The organism is Segatella copri (genome assembly GCF_019249765.2).
GTDB lineage: Bacteria > Bacteroidota > Bacteroidia > Bacteroidales > Bacteroidaceae > Prevotella > Prevotella copri_K.
In genome coordinates this window covers 1,772,790-1,793,995 of record NZ_CP152484.1, presented here as the reverse complement: position 1 = coordinate 1,793,995, position 21,206 = coordinate 1,772,790, and the positions used below count along the sequence as shown (strand labels likewise).

Below are 21,206 nucleotides of genomic sequence, written 5' to 3'. Positions count from 1 at the left end.
TATATTATTTTACGGATTCAACAGTACATCCTTTTGTTCTCGCTAAATGAAGAATAGCTTGGATGTTTCCTTTGCCCCATTGTGTTGTAAAATAAAATTTGACGTTATCTATTGTTGTTAAAGGATAATCGTCATACCAACGTTTACCTTTGTCATTTTTATATTTCTCTTTCCATTGAGGATAGTCCTCAACTTTAATAACAATTCGATCTGTCTTTGAATTGATAATCCTTGATATATCTGATAATATTTCAGAATATGTTTCTTTCTTATCATTAACCAGATATTCCATTACGGCAAGAGCCATTTTCCCTTTTCCTAGGAGTTCGCTGCTTCCGTTAACTCGATATTTTGTGTAATCGTATGAAGTTGAATTGCTATTGTTGTTATTGTTAAGTTCGAAATCAGATTCTTTTTCGTATGAATCGTATGAATCATCAGAATCCTCTTCTTCTGAAATGTATTCCTCTACTCCCAAATTCTCCAAGAACTGCTCAACGATAGCTATATCAACGTTAGTTTTGCCGTTCTTATCCTCGTAGAATCGGTCGAAAGACAGAATCTTGCCTTCTTCATCCTGAAAGTCCTTATCATCGAAACCATAGTCCTTGAACACATCATTCCAGAGATAGAAGATAACCTTACTAACGAACAAGTCGGCATCGATTTCGCCATCCTTTGCCTTGCAGAAGAAATAGCCGAGTTTCTTGTCTTCAGAATTGGTAAGTGAACCAATCAGCTCATTAACCTTGCTGATAAATGACCACCAGTCGTACTGCTTATCTCCCGTGTTGATGTACCAGTTGAGAGGAGCGTTGGTTTCTTTGTCACGACCTTCGCGAATAGGGACATACTTCCAATCCCAGCGGCGCTTGAAGGCAGAGTCGATAGGGAAGAGGCTCTGGTCGCTGGTGTTCATTGTAGCCCAAATATAGAGGTTTGAAGGTAGAACAAGGCGCTCTCCCTTCATGATGAGGCTTACCATATTGGCTTCGCCATAGAGCTGGTTGATTTCGTCTTTATTCGTAATCTCCCATCCTTCAAATTCCTTTTCGAGATACTTCTGCATATCCTTATCTGCAACGATAGGATAATCAGAAAAACCATATTCGTTGCGGTCGAGCAATTGGAACAGATCACCAAAGATTTGGGCACAATTGCCTCGGTTTATTTCCTCGATAATAAGATATTGCTTCTTGCTGGAGCCTAGTTTCTTCCACGCTTCAACATAGGCTTCGAGAAAAGCCTGAGGAATGAACTTGTAGGCAATTCTTTCTTCCTTTACGACTTCCTTTGTATCGTCGTCGATGACCTTTTTGCCATAGCAATCTCGGAGATCAACTTCTTCTGTAATAGGTTTATAAGTACCTACAAAAGAGGCGTAATCTGAGTCTGGATGAAATGTAGTACGAATCACGCTCTCTCCGAAAGTCAAATCCTTGATGGTCTTTGATTTGCCTGTGCCAGGAGCACCATAGTAAATCTGCTGAAGGTCTGTAGTCTTAAGCAAATGGTTTTCTGCACGAGAAGATTCTGCTGGATTCCCTTTTCTGACGAGTTCGTTCTTTGGGTCAAGAACCATCTTAGCCATCGCTGTCAACGTAGCGTTGTAGCCATATTCATATTTATCAATGTCAGACAGTTCTTTGAGTTCTACTCTGGCATCCTCAGCCTTTTTGTTGGGGTTCTTTTTATAGTAGTCTATAAATTCTCCCAGCAATTGCTTGGATATGGTACGAATACTAAAGCTGCCTTTGCTCCCTGATTTTACCAGATAGCAAAGTCTGTCTTTATCAGCAATTATAATGCGCCCGTCAGTAGATTGGTCGCCAACCATAAGTTTATCGTAATCTTCCATGTTGTTTCTTTATTGAAATTTAGGCAAAAGTACAACTTTTCGGTGAAATGACCAAGTATTAATTCGATTATTTTGATAAATGTATGATATAAAGTAAGATTAGGTATATTTTTCTGCAAATTTTTAGGCTTTTTCTCAAAACTTTCGCCCTTACATAGAAGGGCTTCAAGGTATGCCTTCAGACGGACTATCAGGAAAAACTTAGGGGGCATTTCTACATAGATATCTACATCGCTGCCATCGTGGTGCTGTTTTCTCGCCTTCTCTTGTTTTCATTCTTAATATCCTTTTTAAAAAGGCTTTTGCCCTTTACCTTTCCGCTACGCGCCGGTGACCGTTGGTTCAGGGCGCAAGGTGGATTACGCTTATACCCAGGGTGTTACCCTGGGCTAGGAGCTTCTGGGCCTTCAGCCCGTAAGGGGGGAAGGTGGAAGCTAAATAGTAGAAAAACAAGCTTAATTATATAAATAATCCTAAAAAACAAAATATTTATGGAAGAAACTATTGTATTTCAATATTTCTATATATCTTTGCAATGAAAATTTAAATCATGGAATTATGAGAATTATTTCGCATAGGAAAATAAAAGAGTTTTACGAGACCCCTGGGCGAGAAGACTCAAAAGTAGCTCTGGAAAGATGGTACCAGATTGCGGAAGAAGCAGAATGGCGCAACTTTTCTGATATAAGAACTGACTTTCCTGATGCTGACTACGTAGGTAATCAACATTACGTATTTAACATTCGAGGAAATAAATATAGGTTAGTTGTGGTTATTAAATTTACAATAGGCCGACTCTTCGTAAGATTTGTCGGAACACATAGTGAATATGACAAAATAGATTGTTCCACCATTTAATAAAAACAATTATGGATAGAATTACGAAAGAACAATATGAGTTTGCACTCAACAGAATAGAAGATCTCCTGCCATTGGTAACGGACGATACGCCTGCCAATGATAAGAATGCCATAGAACTGACATTAATGTCGGACATTGTTGAGTCATACGAAAAGAAACATTTTCCTATCGGAAAGCCTTCTGTTTCTGAACTTATCGAACTTTCTTTAAATGAAAAGAAAATGACTCAAAAACAACTGGCTTCAGAAATTGGAGTAAGTCCTTCACGTATTAACGATTATGTAACAGGGCGCTCTGAGCCTACTCTAAAAATAGCTAGATTGCTATGCAAGGTTCTGAACATAACGCCTGCTGCGATGTTGCAATGTTAAACAGATGTTGATGATAAATTAAAGATGTCGGACCGTTTGACCATAGAACAGCGCCACAACAATATGGCGGCAATAAGGGGCAGGGATACCAAACCGGAGATTCTTGTCAGGAAATTTCTGTGGAGTAGGGGATTCAGGTATCGGCTCAATCATCCGCGGTTGCCGGGCAAGCCGGACATCGTGCTGAGGAAATACCGCACCTGTATTCTGGTGAACGGATGCTTCTGGCACGGACACGAGGGGTGCAAATATTATGTGGTGCCGAAATCGAACACCGGGTTCTGGATGGAGAAGATCAGGAGGAACCGGGAGAGGGACCATGAGGTGCTGCACTGGCTGGCTGAAATGGGATGGCATACCATCGTGATATGGGAATGTGAACTGAAGCCGGAGGTAAGGGAGAAAACGCTGGAGTCGCTCGCCTTTACGCTGAACCATATCTATCTGGAAGATCATCATATCAGGAGATATGAATTGCCGGAAGAAGTGCCGGAAATGGTGGCGGAGCCGGAGGCGGAAAGACGAGAGGAATAGGCAGGGATTTCACGAAAATTTTTAAGGCTTTTGCCCTTTCAGGGCGCAAGGCTGATTGCGCTTATACCCAGGGTGATGCCCTGGGCTAGGAGCTTCTGGGCCTTCAGCCCGTACCTGAACCACATGCGGAACTAGAGTTAGGAACCAATAATTTGAAATCGTCAACAGGCTGTTGACGATTTTGCTTGTTGACTGCAACTTGTTGAATATCAATGACTATTGTGCTATCTGTGAATTCGTCCGCAAGTTGCGGACGATTTGTCAACAATCGGAAAAAGTGATTACAGTACTGCTGCGCAGACCTTGCGGAACCAGTCGAGTTTCTTGCCGCTCATTTCTGCTATGGATAAGTTCTCTTTGTTCACATCATCCTTACATTTGTCGATGATACGTTGATGATGAAACCATGGAATAAAGAATAGAATTTTGAAATCGTCTACACCGTGTAGACGATTTTGTTTTTTATCTCCAACTCGCTGAATATCTGTTTTATACAAGTCCTCTTCAAAATCGTCAGCAGCTTGCTGACGATTTGCAGCCAATGGAGCATAGAGCTTATAAAAATAGCTCATGTACTTCAAGTTGGTTGGCGAGAATCCCTTCACCCCCGGCATTTCATTCTTCAAGTCTTGACTGAGATTCTTGTAAAAGCCAGAACCATAATTGTTGGTGTATTGCTTAGCTTCAATGTCTCGTCCCAGCTTATATTTTCCTTTGCCATCTTTTTTTCTTTTTATCTGCTGCAAAAATAAGAAATTTTTCTCTTTTCTGCAAGTTTTTGGGGGATTTCTTTTGTGTTTTCGTGAGAAAGATTAATTTTGTATCGAATAAAATTCGAGACCATTTACCGCATAGAGCGGTACGTTAGTAACCCAATCTTCCTGCAGATAATCATTCATGGAGATGCGATAGGCCTTCTTTGACTGGTTGTCTGCAACAAACTGGCGCAGGCTCTTTGCCTTGACATTCGTCTCGGCTTTCACCTCCAGCGGAACAATCTCATCCTCCTCATCCTGGAGCAGAAAATCAATCTCCTGAGTACTGTTGGTCTTGGCATAATAATACGGTTCATACCTGAGAATTAGCTGCTGCAAAACATACTGTTCCGTCAATGCCCCTTTAAACTCTGTAAAAATACTGTTGCCAGCCACTATTGTCGCAGCCTTGAGATTAGACATCGCACCTAGAAGCCCGACATCCAGGACAAAGATCTTGAAGGCCGCCCGGTCTTCATAACTGGCAAGCGGCAGTCGGGGAGCCTTCACATTATATACCTTATATATCAGTCCGGCATCCAGCAGCCACTGCAAGGCCAACTCATACTCCCGGGCTCTTGCCCCCTCGCGCACCACTCCATAGATAAACTTCCTGTTTTCCTTGCTCAACTGGGCGGGCAAGGATTTCCACAAATCAGTAATACGGGGAATAATCTCCGATGGAGCATGCTTCGACATATCTCTCTGATAACTGTTCAGAATGTCCTTCTGTATGGTTCTCACCTCTTTCCAGTCACGATTCTGGCTAAAGCTCAATACGGCTTCAGGCATGCCTCCCACGTAGTAATAATACTTCAAGAGTTCCTGAAACTTGGGAGCAAACATCGTTATCATATTCCAATCCTTCGTCTGAAGCAGCTGCGCCAGATTCTTCTCCCCCATAGCCATCACGAACTCGATAAAGTTCATTGGATACAGAGAGAGAAAATCCACCTTACCCACAGGAAAAGATTCCCCCTGATGCAGTTCGATACCCAGAAGAGAACCTGCAGCTATGACATGATAGCCCGGCGCATTCTCTGCAAAATATTTGAGAGAAGTAACAGCATGAGGGGCAGCCTGAATCTCATCCAGGAATATCAGCGTTTCGCCCTCTGTGCAGGTTACATTCGTTGCAGCCCCAATAGCTGTAAGAATTCTAGGAATACTGAAATCCTGTTCAAATAGATTCTGCAGGATCTTCATCTCTTCAAAGTTCACATATGCCAGCTGCTTGTAATTCTGGCGGGCAAACTCCTTCACCAGCCAAGTCTTTCCCACCTGTCTGGCGCCCTCTATAATAAGAGGTTTACGATATTGTTTATTCTTCCATTTCAGAAGTTCATTGATAGCTAATCTTTCCATAATCCGTATCTTAAAATCACATTTTATGAGGGAATAATCACCTATTATCCCACATTTTATGAGGGAATAACGCTGCAAATATACACATTTTATGAGGGAATCCTATCATGTTTTTGCACATTTTATGGGGAGCACCCATTTTTTAACTGATTTTAAAGGATGAAAAATGAAGTAACTACTCAGCAGCACCCCCTATGGGCATGAGCGTATCTCCCTAATAACCTCCAGGGGGGTAGGGTGATTCCTCTTTTCTTTACAAAACAGGATGGAGGGAGAAGGAGAGGAGAAGGATTGAGGGAGCGTTACAGTTGTGACAGTTGTGACAGTTTTCAGGGGAGGGGTATATGAACTCGGGCTGCTTTCAAATTGTTATTATTATATTTAACTTATTATATATATATTTATATATATTATAAGTTACCTCTAAAGAGAGGGAGGTGGGGGTAGGCGCTGAAAACTGTCACAACTGTCACAACTGTCACGCTTTGGAGGTGGAAATGGGGTCGGTGGTTGATGATGGATTTCTTGCTTCCTGCTGTTTTCGGGATGAGAAAGCATAGAGAAACTTTTTACATCACATAGTTTTCTCGCACGATAAATTATGAGTTGGCAAGATTAACCGGATACGCCCGAAGTGTTAAATCCGTTTAACATAACTCTGCAGGGTGAAATTTGGTAGTATCAGAAAATTGCCGTACCTTTGCATCGTCGTTCGAAGAAAGGCAATCACAAGTTTTAAAGCTTTTGCCCTTACAGGTAGGCTGTTCAAAATCCGAATCAAAATCTGGTATAAAAAAATGGTGTTATATAGGTGTATTTAAGTTACTGATATTTAACACTTTAATATACAAAATAGTTCTTTAAAAATTTGTATAACTCGCTGATTTTTAGTATCTTTGCAAATAAAAACAAATACATAAGATATGAAAAAATCAGTCAAAGATATGGAGCCAAAAGAGCTTCAAAAGTATGCCGAAAAACTAAAGAAGGAAAATAAGTCTCTAAAAAGGGACAAACGTAATCTTGAGAGAAGATTGTCTACCTCTCAGAATAAGTCCAATAAGTATCGTTCTGAACTTAAAAAAAAAGAAAAGCCGAACGTAGGATTGGACAAGGAGACTTACGAACAAATGATGAGTCTATTAGACGACATCATTATTCATCCTTAATGGTTGCTTTGAGTACGGCTTTTTATGCTCGTCTGTCTATAGGTTCACGTCAGATTGTTGAAATATTCAATATCCTGAATGAGTTTATGGACAATATTTTCGGTAAAGTACCAGCTTATACGACAATTGGCTATTGGGCACAAGAGTTAGGGCTTAGTGTCTATAAGGAATCGTGTACCCTTTTCAAGGGTAAGCGTTATGCCTTGATTGTCGATGAAAGCATGATGATTGGCAGTGAGAAGATGCTGCTTACACTTGCTGTTGCGGCAGATAATATAGGAATGGCTATTACTGAAAAAGACATATCCATTGTAGACATATCTATCGCTAAGAGTTGGAATGGAAAAACTATTCAGGAAGTATTGGAGAAAGTCGCAGCTAAAATTGGGCATGAGCCAGAATATGTTATCAGCGACAACGGCTCCAGTATATGTAAGGCCATTAGAGATGCTGGCTATAAACATCACCATGATATTAGTCATACTCTTGGCATGTTTCTTGAAAGAGTTTACAAGAATGATCTTGATTTTCAGGAGCTTTCAAGTAATGTTCAGATGGCACGTCTTAAATATAACATGCAAGATGTTGCTTATATACAACCTCCATCGCAACGAAGTATTGCACGTTTTATGAACATGTCAAAATGGATTGACTGGATAAGCAGGATGCAGTATGTATATCATACATTGCAAGAGGATATAAAGAGCATATATGCCTTTATTCCGCAGAATGCTTCTCTGGTTGATGAATTGGCCGAAACGATGGACTGTATAACGAAGATTGAAAAAGACATAAAAAACAACGGGTGGTCTCAAGTCTCTATTGCCCGTTGCAAAAAACTCGTGACAGAAAGCTTGATGTTGAAGCATGAGCGACAGCGAAAAGTTGGCTCTTATATCTTGGGATATTTAGAACGTGAGCTCTCTCTCTTAAATGAAGGAGATGTACACAATGCAAGTTCTGACCCAATAGAATCAACATTTGGAGTGACTAAGGCTAGAATGTCTAACGACAAACTTACTGGTGTTACCCCAATGATTCTTATAATACCTCTGCGCATAGCCTTGGCTGACAAAAATAGGCGAGTTGGTTTCGAATTTAAAGAACGTTTGGAGAAAGGAAGACATCGTCACATCAAAGAATGGACTAGTACAAACCTCTCTCCTAATTTGACCGTGAAACGCATCAATACCTTAGGGAATAAATGCGTCGGATTTTAAACGGATTTTGAACACCCTACCTTACAGGGCGACAGGGGTGCGTCCGTAATTACCCAGGGCGATGCCCTGGGCTAGGAGCTTCTGCCCTTTCAGGGCGTGTGGGCAAAAACTTGCGCACCCCACCAAGTTAACATTCAACACTCAACATTCAACATTAAAAAGAAGCATTCAACACTCAACATTCAACATTAATATTAACCCTTTAATAATTTAAGATCATGGAACAGAAAGGAACATTGAAGTATCGTAAGTTGCAGCGTACACCACAGAGCGGCGAGAACGCTGGTAAGAAAAAGTGGTATGCCACTGCGGTAACCGACCGCGAGGTGGATTTCGAGGGATTCGTATCCCACATCTCTGACCACGGTTCGCCTTACTCCCGAGGTACTATCCACGGTGTGCTGATGGATGCACTCGACCATCTGCAGGAGTTGATTCTCGACGGCAAGAGTGTGCGTCTCTCTGACCTCGGTCTGTTCTCCATCGGTATGACTTCGAAGGCGGAGGATACCAAGGAGAAGGTAACGGCTGCCAGCGTAGAGGGTGTACACCTGATTGTGAGAAACACAAAAAGCTGGAGCAACTCTGAGCTGCGCAAGAAGTGCAAGATTCAGGAGTACGGCGGCTATACCGGCACCGACGAGGGTGGCACCTCTGGTGGTACCTCAGGCGGCACTGAACAAGGTGGCGACACCAGCCAGGGCGGCTCCGGAACTACCGGCGGCGGTACACAGCCAGGCGGCTCTCAGGAAGGCGGCGACGGGCTTGAATAAAGCCCTCGCCTGAGGCCAACCCCCACCAAGTCAACATTCAACATTCAACACTCAACATTAAACATTAAAGATTATGAAAGCAAGTACCTGGAAAACAATTTTGCAGATTGCAATCTCCTTCCTTACAGCTATCGCTACCACCCTCGGTGTAACAAGCTGCAGCGGAATTTAAAGGTAAAAAAGTAAAAAGGTAAAAAGAACCTTAGCCCCTTTGTGCTCCCGTCCCCAGCGATTCCATCGCTGGTCCCCCCAAAAAGCCTTTACCATAAAGAAAACCCAAAAAAGCCCCGATGCATCACGCATCGGGGCTTTTGCTTTTATCTGCTTTTCTTCGTTTATCGGATATCTCTTCCTTCCTGGCTGTATCCTTCGAGCATCTTCGGGCTGCTGATAGGCTTGCGCGAACAGTAGTCGAAATCTACCTCCTTGTAGCCCTGGCTGGAACGCCAGCGGATGGTAAGCTTCACCGTCTTGCCTTCGGTATCAGGCACGACTCCGTTCAGATTGAACGCTACGAGGGCATCTCGCCAGTAGTTCTGAGGGTCGCCATTAACATTGTGGCGCAGCTCTACCTCGTAAGGATTATCTGGATTCACACCCGTAACGAGGTTGATGTAATGCACCTTCTGACCGCCCCAGAGAGCACGGAAACGGAGGGTGAGATAGCCATCTTCGGCTACCGTTACCCAGTCGCGCACGATGTCGACCATGTCGTCGCCATACTTCTCGCGGTTCTCGGTATCAGAACCGAGCGAAGGAACTGGCTTCTTGGTCAGGATGCTGTCTATCCAGTTGACGTGAATCACCTGGTTATACTTCTCGCTCTTCTCCGAGGTCTGCGTGTAGTTGACCAGGGCGCGAACCTCCTTACCGTCAAAGATGGTAGGTTTCAGGTTCTTGGCGAGCAGCGTGGTGTTGTCGTCGAGCTGCAGATAGCAGGCATCGCCACTCTTTTTCACGGTTACCAGTGCGTTAGGGAAAACGCGGTCCCAGTCGGTATCGTTATCGTTATCGCACGACTGGAATGTGAGGGCCGACAGGAGCATCATCGCTGCCAGCCCGATCTTCTTGAAATCAATTTTTCTCATATATAATGTTCCTTTCTTTTTATTGTTTCACTTTCTGATAATAAAATAAGAAAGGAACAGAAATCTTGCTTCTGATTTAGAAAAAGATTGTTAAAAGCTCAATTAAAAATAATACGTGCAGCCGATGGTGGCAGCGCGGTTGCCGAAGTGCTGGCTCGCCATATCGTGGAAGCGGCCTTCGAGCGTCCAGTGCTTGCCCAGATTCTTGTATACCCCTACCTCGGCATAGAGATTAGCCGGGGTGTAGGCATCGCTGCGGCGGCGGGTACACCAGATGAGATTGCCCGTAAAGCGCCAGCCGTCGGCCATTGTGAGCTGCGGTGCCAACTTGAATACGGCAAAATGATTATACTCCGCATTGCGCTGCTGAGCCTCCTCTGAAGGGGTTTCGCTGCGCTGCCAGAAGTAGTTGACTCCGGCTGTGAGGCGAAGGATGCCCTTGTGCCAGAAGGCGGTGGAGCCGATGCCGAGCGTATTGTCGTGAGTGGCACTGAACAGGTGCTGGTGGATGTTCTTCACCGAGGTGCTGAGCACGAAGGCAGGACGGCTGTAGGTATGCTTGAGCTCTACCACATTCGCCATGCTGTTGACGATATCGGCGGTATAAACCGGCTGCCAGGCGCCCTCCATATCGCCCGCGGTTACGAAATCGCCAAACTCGGGATTGAAGATGCGGCGGCAGTAGGTGGCCTGCAGGGTATGACCCGGCGTGAAGCTGTAATAGGCGCTCGCCGAGTAGATATGGTTGCGCGTGGTATGCTTCCAGTGCTCTTCCGGCGCAATCTGCTTAGGACGGAAGTTGATGATGCGGAAGCGGTCGCCTGCCATGAATCCCCACTTGCCGATGTTGTAATCCAGCTGGGCGTAGAAATCCTGGTAGTTGGAATGGTTGGTGTAACCGGCGATGCAGTTCTTCTCGATGGAGAGACCGCCCTCGAAACCTGCCGTAATCCAGAGATTGGAGGTGACGACCGGAGTGGCGTATTCTACCACCATGAAGGGGTAGGTAGAGTGGTTCTGATAAGGTGCGGTCTGGGTTTCTTCCTGCGTACGGCCGTTGTCGCTGATATGCTCGGCACCGAGGGTAAAGAGGATGCTGGAGCCGTTGTCGGCGAGCGTGCGGGTATAGTCGGCCTGCAGATGATAGGCGCGCACGTAATCGGCCGGGGTGTGGGTGAAATGGTTGCGGGTATAGGTCTGCATCGCATCTATTTCGAGCACATCCTTCGCGGTAGGCGTCCAGAGCAGATTGAGTTTGGCACCCTCGTGGGAGTAGTGGTTCACGGTGGCTCCTGAGATGCCCTGGTAGGCATCCTTATCGCTGCTGGAGGTGCGCTGGAAGTTGCCTTCTACATGACTGAGCACACGGAGTTTATCCTGCTGGCTGATGACGCTGACGATGCCTTTTGCGCCGCCGTAGGTATCACCGAAGAGCCCCCATCTGCCGGTGGTTCCGTTCTCCTTCTTGCGCAGTGTGATGTCGATGACTTTCTTCAGACTGCTGCATCCCTTCATCACTTCGGCGTTCTGGCACACCTTGATGGTTTCAATCTCCCGAGCCTTGAAATGGTGGAGGAAGGTGGCGTAATCGAGTCCGTATTCCTGGTTGTCGATACGGATGACGAACTTGCCGTAGAGGTTGGCGAATGGATCTCCGCCGATGATGTTGTTGCCGTCGAGCGAGATGACTTCCGGGCACATCATGAGCACATCGAGGAGTGATTCTTCGCCTGTGAGTTCCATTTCTGGAATATGCATGATGTATCTGTCGCCGATATGTTCTATTGGGGCGGCCTGTGTCTGGTAAGTAGTGCTGGCCATCGCGAGTGCGATGATGAGCAGGCTTTTCTTCGTACTGTTGTTTATCTTCATTTTTTTTCCTAATTTATTTTATTGGTAAAAAGGATTTCTTTGTGCCAAATCTATTTGCAAAGATAAGGCAAAAATTGGGGAATAACGAAAAAATGGAGATTTTTTTATCGTTCAATGCGTAAAAAAGGTATCATTGCGTAAAAAAGTGGAGAACGGGACGAAAAAAGAGAGCATAAAACTTGCGTGGCATTTAAAAAAACATTATCTTTGCAAAAGAAGAAATTTCTAAGAACTATACATATATATAATAACCCTTTAAAGATAAGAACTTATGAAGCGACTATTACACATTCAATTTCTATTGGTATTGTTGCTGGCGCTGGGATACTCTCCTCTGCAAGCCAAGCGAATCACACAGTGGCAGGCTCAGCAACAGGCCTACAGCTTCTGGGGAAAGCAGATGCCGCAGAAGGCGAAGGCGAAGAGCCGCACGGCTACTACTGCATCGCCATCGGATGCTTACTATGTATTTAACAACGATGCAGGCGGATTCGTCATTATCGCTGGTGATGATGCCGTAACGCCAGTATTGGGCTATACCTCAACGGGAGCATTTGATGCCGAGAATCTGCCTGACGGACTGAAGGACCTGCTGAAGAGCTATGAACGGCAGATTGCGGCGCTGGGCGACAATTATGTAGCGAACCAGACTGCCACGAGAGCAGCATTTACAGGCGAAAAACTGCTCAATACCGCAAAATGGAACCAGGGCAATCCATTCAATAAGTATACGCCAAACAACTATGTAACAGGCTGTGTGGCAACGGCTGGTGCCATCGTAATGAAGCACCACGGTTATCCTGCCAAGGGTACCGGAAGCCATTCCTATACCTTGAACGGCAAGACCCTCTCAGCCAATTTCGAGCACGATTATGATTGGGCAAGCATGCCTGTCAAATATGACGGCACCAACGATGCCGCTTTCGACGGCGTGGCAAGACTGATGTCAGACCTCGGTGTGGCAGTGGAGATGAATTATGCTAAAGACGGCAGCGGTTCGTATATCGGCAACCTGGTAACCGCCCTGCAGAAGTACTACGGCTACAGCAAACTTTCGCATCTGATGGCAATAGAAGATGTGGGTGCTGAGGCGTGGAACGGCAGACTGCGCGAGGAGATTGATGCCAACCGCCCTGTGCTCTATGCTGCATCTGACCCAACTCGTGGCGGCCACGCCTTCGTAATTGATGGATACAAGGACGAAAGCTTCAGCGTAAACTGGGGCTGGGGTGGCTATTGTGATGGTTTCTACCAGATTGGAGCCCTGAATCCGGAAAGCGAAGGAATGCCAACGGGCGATAAATATAATGTAGGACAATCGGCAGTATTCGGCATGGAACCATCTGGCGGAACGGAGAAAGTCTCTACCATGGGATTCAAGAAGCTTACCAATCAGTTGCAGACATTGAATATGAATATTACCGATGTGAAGAAGGGACAGAGAGGTACCATCTTTTCTGCGCCAATCGGCAATACGGGAGACCACAACTTTAACGGAGAGATTGCGGTAGCTCTGATGAATGCGAAGGGCGAGATACGGGAAACCGTGACACGTCAGCCTTTTAAACTTACAGATTTTGCCCCTGGTTATTATTATACTTCTTTGTCTTTTAGTATTGAGAGTACTGTAGATGCAGAACCGGGTGATTATCTGGCTATGGTGGCAAAGGAAGGCTCAGAAGAGTATATAGAGCTGTATGATCCGGACTTTGAGAGAAAGCGTCTGCCGGCAACCGGATATAAGCCTCTTACATACGAGATCAGAACGAAAGTGGGAGAAGGTGCAACTATTAAGCAAGCAGAAACGTGGTATAATCCTTCCACCAATTTCTATAATGGCAAACCTGTTATCGGTGCCAATTACTGTTATTATCTGACGTTAGATGCAGGCATTGCGAACTGTTGCGTTGAATTGAATGGCAAACTGGTTAATGATATCAATTTGGGTACTGAGAGCCCAAATTCTTTCAGAGGTATTGAACCGGTTTATACCCTTGAGGTTAAGACTTATCGCAACTATCAGGAAAAGGATATCACGATCAACCTGACGGGGGCTGGAACGCTGAAGCAAGCACTTGCCAAAGAAAATCCTGACTATTTTGTATACCGAAATATCAAAGTGAACGGTGAGATTGACAAGCGCGATTTTGATGAGCTGGCGAGTCATTATTTCAAGAGCATCGACCTGAGCGGAGCAAAGGTGGTGGCTTATGACGGCTACAAGGCTGATATGGTTCCTGACTATGCATTCGAAGCCAATGAATATCTGGAGAGTTTCAAAATGCCTGCCTGTGTCAAGGAGTTGGGCTTCAATGCTTTCAGAGCAACCATGTTGAAGGAGATTGATTTGCCTGAGACGATAGAGGAATTCGGCCGCAATACATTCAATGCCTGCTTCTATCTGACGGATGTATATATGCGTCATAAGGAGCCTCCTTACTGGATCAGCTGGTGTGTATTCGCGAGCAAGTTCGATGATTTGTACCGTACGCTGCATCTCTATCCTGGCAGCAAGGCGAAGTATAATGCTCATCGATACACCAAGAACTGGATTAAGTACTTCGATAATGTGGTAGAGGATCTGGAGCCTACCGGCATCCATTCTGTAACATTGGATAAGAAGCCAGGCAATGCTGCCATTTACGACCTGAACGGCCGCCGCATAACAGAGGCTATGAAGAAGGGCGTATACATCAAGAATGGCAAGAAAATAAGCGTTAGGTAATGTTGAATGTTGAGTGTTGATTATTACAATTAAAAGATAAGAATCCCCTGGTGCTCTCTGTAGCATCAGGGGATTTTTGCAGTAAGATACGCAAGTACGCCAGGCATTTCACCCTTCCTGCATTACGAAAAGAGGAGGGTGGTGAGCGGGATGGTGATGATGCTGCCAACCGTGGTGATGAACGTCATCTCGGTGATGAGCGAAGGATTGCGGCCGTATTTCAGACAGAACATCGTGCCGAAACTCGCTACGGGCATCGCAATGACAACCGTATTGATGTCGTTGACCTGATTGCTTACACCACATACCTTGAACAGGAAATAAATGCTCAGAGGTACTACCACAAGACGCAAGAACGAGGAGAGGTATACCTTAGGACTGCCGATAATCTCCTTCACCGGCAACTTAGCCATCGAGGAACCTATAATCATCAGGGCTGCCGGAACCGTAATGTTGCCCACCATCGTTACCGGACGCGCAATGATATCAGGCGTATGAACCCCGAAAGCTACCAGAAGGGCGGCAACAAAGGCACCCAAAAGAGCCGGAGAAAACAGCACCTTAGGATTGAACTGCTTGATGCTGTACTCGCCCTTGATGAGCATTACACCTGCCGTAAAAATAAAAAAGGTGTTCGGCATGTTGAGCAGCGCGGCATAAAAAATGGCCTTCGGACCGAATATGCTTGAAACAATAGGGTAGCCGATGAAACCTACGTTGGCAAACATCAGCGCAAAACCTATCATGCCCTGGTCATCATGATTGCGAGTGATGAGACGCGGCACCCAGAAACCGAATACCAGCAAAAGGATGTAGGTAAGAAAACCTACGCCCAGGAGGGGAAGAATGAGCGTGCGGTCGGGCAGCTCATCGCCCATTACTGACGAGAGCACCAGTAGGGGACAGGTGATATCTACCACCATGCTGGATAACTTCTTGTCAAACTTGTCGCCCATATATCCTAACTTGCAGGCGACGTAACCTAAAATCACGATGATGAAAAGTATCACCATCACTTCCAAATTCTCCATTTATCCTGAAAATCTATACCTTATATATATGTATGCCGGAATCCCGATATTCTCTCGGAATTTCCGGCAAAAAATGGGTTAATCGATAAATCGCTTGGTAATATCTCCGTAGTTCTCGATGCGGCGGTCGCGGAGGAATGGCCACCAGCGGCGCACATTCTCGCTGTGCTTCAGGTCGATATCTACTACCAGGCTCTCTTCTTCCTGATCGCTGGCACGGTAGTAGAGCTCTCCCTGAGGACCGGCTACGAAACTGCTGCCCCAGAACTGGATGCCCTCGGTCTGACCGCTTGGATCAGGCTCGAAACCTACGCGGTTTACGGCGATGACCGGCAATCCGTTGGCTACGGCATGGCCTCGCATCACGGTAGTCCACGCCTCGCGCTGGCGCTGCTGCTCCTCCTCGGTATCATAGGTGGCATAGCCGATGGCGGTAGGATAGATGAGCATTTCGGCTCCCTGCAGCGCCATCAGACGGGCTGCTTCGGGATACCACTGGTCCCAGCAAACCAGCACGCCGAGCTTGCCTATGGAAGTCTGGATAGGGTGAAAACCGAGGTCGCCCGGAGTGAAATAGAACTTCTCGTAGTAGGCAGGATCGTCGGGGATGTGCATCTTGCGGTATTTTCCGGCTATGCTTCCATCCTTCTCCATCACTACCGCCGTATTGTGGTAGAGCCCCGGAGCGCGGCGCTCGAAGAGGGAGGTGACGATGACAACGCCGAGATCCTTGGCAAGCTTGCCGTAGAAATCGGTCGAAGGGCCCGGTATAGGCTCTGCCAGGTCGAAGAGGTCAACATCCTCTACCTGACAGAAATAGAGGGAGTTATGAAGCTCCTGAAGCACGATGAGCTCTGCGCCGCGATGGGCGAGGTCGATGATGCCTTCTGCCAGGCGCTGCTTGTTGTTGGCGATATCTGCCGTATTATGAAGTTGTAATAAACCGACGTTCATAGTTTAATGTTGAGTGTTGAATGTTGAGTGTTGAATGTTAAATGTGAAATGTTGAGTCTCTGAGGGCTCCCTCGGGCAGCTGCATGGTGATGCAGTGGATGCTGCCATGCTGGCGGATGATGGTCTGCGAATCTACACCGATGATTTCGCGGTCGGGGAAGGCGAGCTGAATCTGCTTGCGTGCCTCCTCGTCCTTTTCTGGCTGATTGTAGGTGGGATAAATCACCGCCTTGTTCAGTATCAGGAAGTTGGCATAGGTGGCAGGCAGGCGGTCGCCCTCGCTCTCCGGGTTGGTGGTGAGGCAGTCGCCCTCATCATAGATAGGGTCGGGCATCGGCAGTTTGAGCAAGCGGTAAGGGTATCCCTCCCAGGTGAAGAGGCCCTTGAGCTGCTTCTCCAGCGCTTGGAAGTCTTCATACTGCTCATCTTCCGGATTATCGCAGCCTACATATAATAAGGTGTCGTGTGGAGCCACTCTCACGATGGTGTCGATGTGGCCGTCGGTATCATCGCCTATCAGATTGCCGTGATCCAGCCAGACGACTCTCTTGAGCTGGAAGAAAGTCTGCAGCAGATGGTCGATGCTGTCGTGGTCGAGCGGCTGGTTGCGGTGAGGCGCCAGCAGGCACTGTGAGGTGGTGAAGAGTGTACCCTTTCCGTCACTCTCGATGCTGCCTCCTTCGAGCACGAAGCCCTGGTGGTTCTCTATATCGGCATTGAAGGCTGCCTGATAGTATAGTTGCAGGGTGATGGCATTATCCTTCTCCCATCTGAACTTTTCGCCCCAGCCGTTGAACTTGAAGTCGAGTATGCGGTAAGGCACCATCCAGGTGTTCTGCTTTTTGCGCAGCACCATGGTGAGGGGTCCGTGGTCGCGCACCCAGGTATCATTGCTTTCTACCTCGTAGAGCAGCACGCGGCTCATCTGTTCGGCAGAGAGCTTTTTCTTGAGCTGGTATCGGGTGGCAGGCACATCGGGTGTAGCCACAAGCAGCTGCTCGTAGCGCGTGATGATATCTGCCAGTTCGAGATAAGTATCTGTAATTTCAGGCAGATACGGCTTCCAGTCGGTGCCGGCATGTGGCCAGGTGAGCATGATGGCGCTCTGTGGCTCCCATTCGGCAGGGAGTGCGAAATCGCAGGGTAATGTAGATTGATGCATAAGCTATACTATTTTTATGATACGATGTTCTAAACCAATTTATTATACTCTGTTCTTCAGCGGGAACCTTTCCTTGGGGGACGGGCTCCGTTCTGCTTTTATGAAGTATGCTTGCAAAATTAATAAAAAATCTACAACTATCGGCTGTTTTTGTGAAATATTTTGCGCAAAAGCGAAACTTTGTATTAAAAAAGTTTAAACGGAGGGCTGTATGGAGATAAAATCGGGGAAAAATGAGTAACTTTGCAGTCTAAAAATAAAATATTGAATAGGAGCGTGAAAATAAAACAGGTAGTTGATGCCCTTGAACATTACGCGCCTCTGCCCTTGCAGGAAGGATATGATAATGCCGGCCTGCAAGTTGGATTGACAGAGGCGGTAGAAATGTCAGGGGCATTGTTGTGTCTTGACGTTACTGAAGCCGTGGTAGACGAGGCCATCCGGAAGGGATGTAACCTCATCGTGAGCCATCATCCGCTGATATTCCGCAAACTGGCGAGAATCTCGGACGAGAACTACGTGCAGCGTACCGTGCGCAAGGCGATTAAGAATGATATTACCATCGTGGCGATGCATACCAACATGGATGCGGCTGCGGGCGGCGTGAACTTCAAGATTGCCGAGAAACTGGGGCTGCGAAACGTGCAGTTCTTTGCTGGCGAGAAGGAAGTGGACGGCGTGAAGGGCGGCGAGGGCGTCATCGGAGAGGTGGCTGAGGACCTGGCAGCCGACGACTTGGTGCTGATGCTCAAGGAACGGTTTGGCGTGGAGTGCGTGCAGTGCAACCAGTTGCTTCGACGTCCTATCAGGAAGGTGGCACTCTGCGGTGGAGCAGGTGCTTTCTTGCTCGACGCAGCCATCAAGGCAGGTGCCGATGCCTTCATCACGGGCGAGATGAGCTATCACGAGTATTTCGGCCACGAACAGGAGATTCAGATCTGCGTCATCGGCCACTATCAGAGTGAGCAGTTTACGGGCGAAATCTTCCGCAGCATCATCCAGGAGAATTTCCCTGATGCCAAATGCTGCATCTCGGAGATAAATACGAATCCGATATTGTATTTATAGGTTGGAAGGGCGCAAGCCTCATTCAACATTCAACATTTAACATTCAACATTAAAAAAAATAAAGTTATGGCAAAGAAAGATCCTACAGATTTGACAGTGGAAGAGAAGTTGAAGGCTCTCTATCAGCTTCAGACCACCTTGTCTGCAATTGATGAAAAGCGTGCGTTGAGAGGTGAGTTGCCTCTCGAAGTTCAGGATTTGGAAGACGATATTGCTGGTCTTACCACTCGTATCGAGAAAATCCAGACCGATATTGAGCAGTTTGACCGCGCCATCGATCAGAAGCAGCACGAGATTGAGGAGGCTCAGGCTAGCGTGGAGCGTTATAAGAAGCAGCTCGAAATGGTTAGCAACAACCGCGAGTATGATACTTTGAGCAAGGAAATCGAGTTCCAGGAGCTGGAAATCGAACTTTGCAGCAAGAAGATCCGCGAGGCGCAGCAGACAATCAACGAGCGCCTGTACGACCTTCACAAGGCTGAGGACCAGAAGGCAGACCGCGAGAAGGGCTTGGTAATGAAGCGTTCTGAGCTCGAGTCAATCATGGCTGAAACCCGTGAGGAAGAGGAGAATTTGAAGGAGAAGGCATTCGAGCTCGAGAAGAAGATTGAACCACGTTTGCTCCAGAGCTTCAAGCGCATCCGTAATGGTGCCCGCAACGGTTTGGGTATCGTTTACGTGCAGCGTGATGCATGTGGCGGTTGCTTCAACAAGATTCCACCTCAGCGCCAGCTCGATATCAAGATGCACAAGAAGATTATCCCTTGTGAGTATTGCGGCCGTATCCTCATCGACCCAGAATTGGCTGGTGTTAAGATTGAGGCTCCTAAGACAGAGGAGAAGCCAAAGCGCAAGCGCGCTATCCGCAGAAGAAAGACTGAGGATGAGGATTAATCTTACTCCTCTCTCCGCTCTTTTCGGATGATAATCTTCTGATAAAGATACGATAAGATACAATGAAGGCTCGCCAAAATTGCTTGGCGAGCCTTTATTTTTTTTCGTTTTCAGGCAGCTAGGACAATCTGTCTTAATTCCTTTAATCCTAATCTGGAACTTTTAATCCTAATCTGGAACCTAGAGTCCTCTAGCCTTGTAAATGCGGTCTTTGGCGTCGTTGATTTCCTGGAATTTCTTCTCGGCTGCACGGCGCACATCTTCGCCCAGTGCTGCTACCTTGTCAGGATGATGCTTGAGCGCCATCTTGCGGTATGCGGCCTTCACCTCATCGTTTGAGGCGTCAGGACTGATACCCAGAACACGATAGGCATCATCCAGACTGCCTGCTGAAGAAGCCCCGCTCTCCAGGTTCAGCATCTGGTCTACATCCTCGGCAGAAAGACCCATGTGGATGGCCATCTCCTTGAGTGCCTGAATCTCCTGAGAATTCACAACTCCATCGGCCTGGGCTATCATGACGAGGAAATTGAGCAACTGCAGGCGCTGCTCATACATCATGTTGGCACGTATCTGATGACAGCTGTCCTGTATCACCGAACGGTACTGCTGCATGCCCATCTGCTTCTGCTGTTCGAAGAGTTTGAGGAGGATTTCCTCGCCCTGCTGCTTGGCTGCCTCGCCGAAATTCTGACGCAGGAAGCGGCGCACCAGCTCCATCTCGGAATGCATGATCTTGCCATCTGCATTGATGATGTAGGAGCTGAGCACCAGCAGCGAAAACATGAAGGAGTTTCGCTCTCCTTCATAGCTCTGCTGGCGGCTGTAGCCCTGGTTGCCGAAGCCCTGGCGGCCGCTGTGCTGCTGGCCGCTGTAGGCATCGTAGGCGTTGTTGTAATGGTGGTCGCCGTCGCGGTTTACCGCATCCAGTCCGTGCTCAAAGAGGGAACCGAGGGCATAGCCTGCCAGGGCTCCCAGCGGACCGGCTGTGATGAAACCTAGCACACCACCAATCCATTTACCTGCTGCCATCTTTTAGTTGTTGAAATAGTAGAGGAAAGAAGCGATGCCTGAGAGGGCTGGCTTGCGCTGACCTTCTATTTCGATGTCAAACTTGATGCTGGTCTTGCAGATGCCACGGATGTTCTGGATGTCGTGGAGAGTGGCTACCAGACGCACGCGTGAACCGGTGATGACTGGCTGACCGAACTTCATCTTGTCCATGCCGTAGTTTACGAGCATCTTGAGGTTGTTTACCTCGATAATCTGCTGCCAGAGGTATGGGAGTACTGAGAGGGTGAGATAACCGTGAGCGATGGTGCTGTGGTAAGGGCTCTCTACCTTGGCGCGCTCTACGTCTACGTGGATCCACTGTGGGTCGAGTGTAGCGTCTGCGAACTTGTTGATACGGTCCTGGTCAATCTGCAACCAGTCTGATTCTCCTAACTTCTCACCGAGGTGAGATGCAAATTCCTCGTAGGAATTGATTACTAATTTTGCCATTTC

20 protein-coding genes are annotated in these 21,206 nt (G+C 46.9%); 10 read left to right on the top strand and 10 right to left on the bottom strand.

Going from position 1 to position 21,206, the window contains the following annotated elements; genetic code table 11:
* Positions 1-4: 4 nt before the first annotated feature.
* On the bottom strand, positions 5-1,858 hold the full coding sequence (locus tag KUA46_RS08020) for an AAA family ATPase (RefSeq protein WP_218487727.1): 1,854 nt from the start codon (positions 1,856-1,858) through the stop codon (positions 5-7).
* Between the two features lie 558 nt (positions 1,859-2,416).
* Between KUA46_RS08020 and KUA46_RS08015 the strand changes: the two genes are divergently transcribed.
* The 3 genes from KUA46_RS08015 to KUA46_RS08005 are packed head-to-tail and all read left to right on the top strand — an operon-like array spanning position 2,417 to position 3,624.
* A complete protein-coding gene (locus tag KUA46_RS08015; protein ID WP_217745842.1) occupies positions 2,417-2,716 on the top strand; it encodes a type II toxin-antitoxin system HigB family toxin in 300 nt (99 codons plus the stop codon).
* An 11-nt stretch (positions 2,717-2,727) separates the two neighbouring features.
* Positions 2,728-3,090: a helix-turn-helix domain-containing protein gene (locus tag KUA46_RS08010; RefSeq protein WP_022120483.1), complete on the top strand. Its 363-nt coding sequence runs from the start codon at positions 2,728-2,730 to the stop codon at positions 3,088-3,090.
* Between the two features lie 24 nt (positions 3,091-3,114).
* A complete protein-coding gene (locus tag KUA46_RS08005; RefSeq protein ID WP_218487726.1) occupies positions 3,115-3,624 on the top strand; it encodes a very short patch repair endonuclease in 510 nt (169 codons plus the stop codon).
* A gap of 281 nt (positions 3,625-3,905) precedes the next feature.
* On the opposite strand, the gene KUA46_RS08000 is transcribed toward KUA46_RS08005, so the two are convergent.
* Together KUA46_RS08000 and KUA46_RS07995 are read right to left on the bottom strand one after the other, a co-directional pair.
* Positions 3,906-4,370, bottom strand: a complete 465-nt coding sequence (locus KUA46_RS08000; protein WP_218487725.1) for a DUF1016 N-terminal domain-containing protein — start codon at positions 4,368-4,370, stop codon at positions 3,906-3,908.
* Between the two features lie 66 nt (positions 4,371-4,436).
* Entirely contained in the window at positions 4,437-5,744 is a 1,308-nt protein-coding gene (locus KUA46_RS07995; protein ID WP_153081229.1) for an ATP-binding protein, read from the bottom strand.
* Between the two features lie 923 nt (positions 5,745-6,667).
* Here KUA46_RS07995 and KUA46_RS07990 point away from each other — a divergent pair.
* From KUA46_RS07990 to KUA46_RS07975, 4 genes are all read left to right on the top strand, one after another.
* The gene (locus KUA46_RS07990; protein ID WP_218487983.1) at positions 6,668-6,913 is read left to right on the top strand and encodes a hypothetical protein; all 246 of its coding nucleotides are present in this window, start codon (positions 6,668-6,670) and stop codon (positions 6,911-6,913) included.
* The gene (locus KUA46_RS07985) at positions 6,913-8,133 is read left to right on the top strand and encodes a hypothetical protein (protein WP_434725800.1); all 1,221 of its coding nucleotides are present in this window, start codon (positions 6,913-6,915) and stop codon (positions 8,131-8,133) included. The genes KUA46_RS07990 and KUA46_RS07985 overlap by 1 nt, the downstream gene beginning before the upstream one ends.
* A gap of 218 nt (positions 8,134-8,351) precedes the next feature.
* The gene (locus KUA46_RS07980; protein ID WP_217745688.1) at positions 8,352-8,906 is read left to right on the top strand and encodes an HU family DNA-binding protein; all 555 of its coding nucleotides are present in this window, start codon (positions 8,352-8,354) and stop codon (positions 8,904-8,906) included.
* A gap of 73 nt (positions 8,907-8,979) precedes the next feature.
* The gene (locus tag KUA46_RS07975; protein ID WP_153084353.1) at positions 8,980-9,078 is read left to right on the top strand and encodes a smalltalk protein; all 99 of its coding nucleotides are present in this window, start codon (positions 8,980-8,982) and stop codon (positions 9,076-9,078) included.
* Between the two features lie 163 nt (positions 9,079-9,241).
* Here KUA46_RS07975 and KUA46_RS07970 read toward each other — a convergent pair whose 3' ends face one another.
* Both KUA46_RS07970 and KUA46_RS07965 read right to left on the bottom strand, forming a co-directional pair.
* Positions 9,242-9,994, bottom strand: coding sequence for a NigD-like protein (locus KUA46_RS07970; protein WP_217745687.1), 753 nt, complete (start codon positions 9,992-9,994; stop codon positions 9,242-9,244).
* A 102-nt stretch (positions 9,995-10,096) separates the two neighbouring features.
* A complete protein-coding gene (locus KUA46_RS07965) occupies positions 10,097-11,866 on the bottom strand; it encodes an outer membrane beta-barrel family protein (RefSeq protein WP_217745686.1) in 1,770 nt (589 codons plus the stop codon).
* Between the two features lie 271 nt (positions 11,867-12,137).
* Here KUA46_RS07965 and KUA46_RS07960 point away from each other — a divergent pair, with 271 nt between their 5' ends.
* Positions 12,138-14,591 carry a C10 family peptidase gene (locus KUA46_RS07960; RefSeq protein WP_217745685.1) on the top strand — a complete coding sequence of 818 codons (2,454 nt, stop codon included), beginning with the start codon at positions 12,138-12,140 and terminating at the stop codon, positions 14,589-14,591.
* Positions 14,592-14,713: 122 nt separating this feature from the next.
* On the opposite strand, the gene KUA46_RS07955 is transcribed toward KUA46_RS07960, so the two are convergent.
* The 3 genes from KUA46_RS07955 to KUA46_RS07945 form a co-directional block, all read right to left on the bottom strand.
* A complete protein-coding gene (locus KUA46_RS07955) occupies positions 14,714-15,622 on the bottom strand; it encodes an AEC family transporter (protein ID WP_218487388.1) in 909 nt (302 codons plus the stop codon).
* A 78-nt stretch (positions 15,623-15,700) separates the two neighbouring features.
* Positions 15,701-16,576 carry a carbon-nitrogen hydrolase gene (locus KUA46_RS07950; RefSeq protein WP_217745683.1) on the bottom strand — a complete coding sequence of 292 codons (876 nt, stop codon included), beginning with the start codon at positions 16,574-16,576 and terminating at the stop codon, positions 15,701-15,703.
* 37 nt (positions 16,577-16,613) lie between these two features.
* Positions 16,614-17,738 (bottom strand): agmatine deiminase family protein, encoded by a 1,125-nt coding sequence (locus KUA46_RS07945; RefSeq protein WP_118065247.1) that lies wholly within the window; start codon positions 17,736-17,738, stop codon positions 16,614-16,616.
* 276 nt (positions 17,739-18,014) lie between these two features.
* Here KUA46_RS07945 and KUA46_RS07940 point away from each other — a divergent pair, with 276 nt between their 5' ends.
* Complete coding sequence (locus tag KUA46_RS07940; protein WP_006847350.1) at positions 18,015-18,806, top strand: Nif3-like dinuclear metal center hexameric protein; 792 nt, start codon at positions 18,015-18,017, stop codon at positions 18,804-18,806.
* 66 nt (positions 18,807-18,872) lie between these two features.
* The gene (locus KUA46_RS07935) at positions 18,873-19,700 is read left to right on the top strand and encodes a zinc ribbon domain-containing protein (RefSeq protein WP_118152094.1); all 828 of its coding nucleotides are present in this window, start codon (positions 18,873-18,875) and stop codon (positions 19,698-19,700) included.
* Between the two features lie 180 nt (positions 19,701-19,880).
* Here KUA46_RS07935 and KUA46_RS07930 read toward each other — a convergent pair whose 3' ends face one another.
* Entirely contained in the window at positions 19,881-20,732 is an 852-nt protein-coding gene (locus KUA46_RS07930) for a TerB family tellurite resistance protein (RefSeq protein WP_218487387.1), read from the bottom strand.
* 3 nt (positions 20,733-20,735) lie between these two features.
* Positions 20,736-21,203 carry a MaoC family dehydratase gene (locus tag KUA46_RS07925; RefSeq protein WP_006847353.1) on the bottom strand — a complete coding sequence of 156 codons (468 nt, stop codon included), beginning with the start codon at positions 21,201-21,203 and terminating at the stop codon, positions 20,736-20,738.
* Between the last annotated feature and the right edge of the window lie 3 nt (positions 21,204-21,206).

Excerpts from the sequence above, each read along its gene's own strand:
- KUA46_RS07970 (WP_217745687.1), bottom strand. The coding sequence starts at position 9,994 with ATGAGAAAAATTGATTTCAAGAAGATCGGGCTGGCAGCGATGATGCTC.
- KUA46_RS07950 (WP_217745683.1), bottom strand. The coding sequence starts at position 16,576 with ATGAACGTCGGTTTATTACAACTTCATAATACGGCAGATATCGCCAAC.
- KUA46_RS07945 (WP_118065247.1), bottom strand. The coding sequence starts at position 17,738 with ATGCATCAATCTACATTACCCTGCGATTTCGCACTCCCTGCCGAATGG.
- KUA46_RS08010 (WP_022120483.1), top strand. The coding sequence starts at position 2,728 with ATGGATAGAATTACGAAAGAACAATATGAGTTTGCACTCAACAGAATA.
- KUA46_RS07995 (WP_153081229.1), bottom strand. The coding sequence starts at position 5,744 with ATGGAAAGATTAGCTATCAATGAACTTCTGAAATGGAAGAATAAACAA.
- KUA46_RS08005 (WP_218487726.1), top strand. The coding sequence starts at position 3,115 with ATGTCGGACCGTTTGACCATAGAACAGCGCCACAACAATATGGCGGCA.
- KUA46_RS07925 (WP_006847353.1), bottom strand. The coding sequence starts at position 21,203 with ATGGCAAAATTAGTAATCAATTCCTACGAGGAATTTGCATCTCACCTC.
- KUA46_RS07930 (WP_218487387.1), bottom strand. The coding sequence starts at position 20,732 with ATGGCAGCAGGTAAATGGATTGGTGGTGTGCTAGGTTTCATCACAGCC.
- KUA46_RS07960 (WP_217745685.1), top strand. The coding sequence starts at position 12,138 with ATGAAGCGACTATTACACATTCAATTTCTATTGGTATTGTTGCTGGCG.
- KUA46_RS07975 (WP_153084353.1), top strand. The coding sequence starts at position 8,980 with ATGAAAGCAAGTACCTGGAAAACAATTTTGCAGATTGCAATCTCCTTC.
- KUA46_RS07965 (WP_217745686.1), bottom strand. The coding sequence starts at position 11,866 with ATGAAGATAAACAACAGTACGAAGAAAAGCCTGCTCATCATCGCACTC.
- KUA46_RS07955 (WP_218487388.1), bottom strand. The coding sequence starts at position 15,622 with ATGGAGAATTTGGAAGTGATGGTGATACTTTTCATCATCGTGATTTTA.
- KUA46_RS08015 (WP_217745842.1), top strand. The coding sequence starts at position 2,417 with ATGAGAATTATTTCGCATAGGAAAATAAAAGAGTTTTACGAGACCCCT.
- KUA46_RS07990 (WP_218487983.1), top strand. The coding sequence starts at position 6,668 with ATGAAAAAATCAGTCAAAGATATGGAGCCAAAAGAGCTTCAAAAGTAT.
- KUA46_RS08020 (WP_218487727.1), bottom strand. The coding sequence starts at position 1,858 with ATGGAAGATTACGATAAACTTATGGTTGGCGACCAATCTACTGACGGG.
- KUA46_RS07980 (WP_217745688.1), top strand. The coding sequence starts at position 8,352 with ATGGAACAGAAAGGAACATTGAAGTATCGTAAGTTGCAGCGTACACCA.
- KUA46_RS07935 (WP_118152094.1), top strand. The coding sequence starts at position 18,873 with ATGGCAAAGAAAGATCCTACAGATTTGACAGTGGAAGAGAAGTTGAAG.
- KUA46_RS07985 (WP_434725800.1), top strand. The coding sequence starts at position 6,913 with ATGGTTGCTTTGAGTACGGCTTTTTATGCTCGTCTGTCTATAGGTTCA.